Genomic DNA, 1,591 nt, shown 5'->3' with positions numbered 1-1,591 from the left:
CCGAAGACGTCCTCGCGGTTTGCCGCAGTTAGCTCAATGTTACCGATTCCCATCGATCGCTTCAAGTGGTCAATAAATGAGAAGTTACCCATTCTTAAAATGCAAAGACAATGCTTTGCACGTCTTAAAGAAGAGACAACCGCTTGCTGAAACTCCGGAGAATCTTCTTCAAGAAAGCCAATTTCGTCCATTATCAAGAGATTGTCGTTGGGTATGTCAAGCGAGCCCAGAAGCTTTGTGGCAAATAAAAACCCTTCTTCTACAATTCTTAGTCGTCCTCTTTCCCTTGTTCCTATAAGAAGTGAGTCCCCTTCGTAGAAATTCATGTATAAATTTTCCAGATCATTATCAAAACGTGTTTCGAAGCCTCTATACTTAACGACCGGTTTTATTCTTTCCACAAGATAACTCTTTCCGACATTCCTTTCTCCGGTAATGAAGAATTTCATTGTGACTCCCCCATATGAAAAATCAATCATTTAGTTGAGAAAACTCAGTTATCTTGGCAACTCGCTTTTGTGTTCCTTCACTCAGTATAATTTGATTGACCACGATAGTCAATTTCCTCAAAATGACTGAACACTTAATTGTTATTTTCCAGTATTTAGACTCTTGTAAGCTCTTTCAGTTTCCCTTAACTGAGCCTGAAGAAAAACAAAGGAGGGGACTTAGTTTCCCTGGATACTCTGATTAGTGTGTCAAACATTGATAGGAGGCAGTTCAAGTGATAAATATTCTTAGATAGGGTAGAATAGTCGTTGAAGAGAGTGAGAAGGCCACTCATGTCTGAACTGTTTTCTAACATAAGGAAAGAAGTAAGATTTTCTTTTTGACGTTTTTGTAGACAATCCTTTCTTGTTATAGATTTCAGCGGGCATTTTCTAGTCGAAATCGACTGCGAAGATCTACTAACAACTGTCCTGGAGGTAAAAATGAGAGTCCTTTTGTATTCCGAAGGAAAGAAGCTCTTCAGTAAGTCAGGCGTGGGAATCGCATTGAAGCACCAAATGTCGGCTCTTGAGAAAGTCGGTGTGGAGTATACAACAAATGAGGAAGACCGTTTTGACGTTGTCCACATAAACACGGTGGGGCCCGGAGCGGAGAGGATTCTTAAGAAAGCGAAGAAGTCCAACATTCCCGTTATCTATCATACACACACAACCTATGAGGACTTTAGAAACTCGTTCACTCTGTCAAACGCGATCGCACCCTGGCTGAAAAAAAGATTGATAAAGCTCTATTCATCAGCAGATTTTCTTATTTCACCTACGGAATATGCCAAAAATCTCATAAAGAGCTATGGAATCGATCTCCCAATCAAAGCCGTTTCAAATGGCGTCGACAATACAAGATTTTCAAAAAACAAAGTACTGGCCGAGAAATTCCTTTTGGAAAACAACATTCGAAAGCCCCTGATTGTCTCAGTTGGACTCCCTTTCGAAAGGAAAGGAGTAATAGATTTCTGCGAAATAGCTGAGAAGAGGACTGATTTAGTTTTTTACTGGTTCGGAGCAAAAATCAGCAGTCTTCTGCCTTCCAAAATTCGAAGGCTTTTGAAAAATCCTCCAGACAATGTGAAATTTCCCGGGTT

Annotated in this window: 2 protein-coding genes; one reads left to right on the top strand and one right to left on the bottom strand. The window is 40.2% G+C overall.

What is annotated here, in order from left to right; all coding sequences use genetic code 11:
- A partial coding sequence (locus BG32_RS13025) for a nucleoside-triphosphatase (protein WP_121526959.1) occupies nucleotides 1-449 on the bottom strand: 449 nt, incomplete at its 3' end.
- 483 nt (nucleotides 450-932) lie between these two features.
- Here BG32_RS13025 and BG32_RS13020 point away from each other — a divergent pair.
- The coding region (locus tag BG32_RS13020; RefSeq protein WP_121526958.1) for a glycosyltransferase at nucleotides 933-1,591 on the top strand (659 nt) is incomplete at its 3' end.

It is taken from the genome of Mesotoga sp. HF07.pep.5.2.highcov, assembly GCF_003666285.1.
GTDB lineage: Bacteria > Thermotogota > Thermotogae > Petrotogales > Kosmotogaceae > Mesotoga > Mesotoga prima.
The sequence above is the reverse complement of the archived record's forward strand: the minus strand, read 5'-3'. Positions and strand labels throughout refer to the sequence as shown.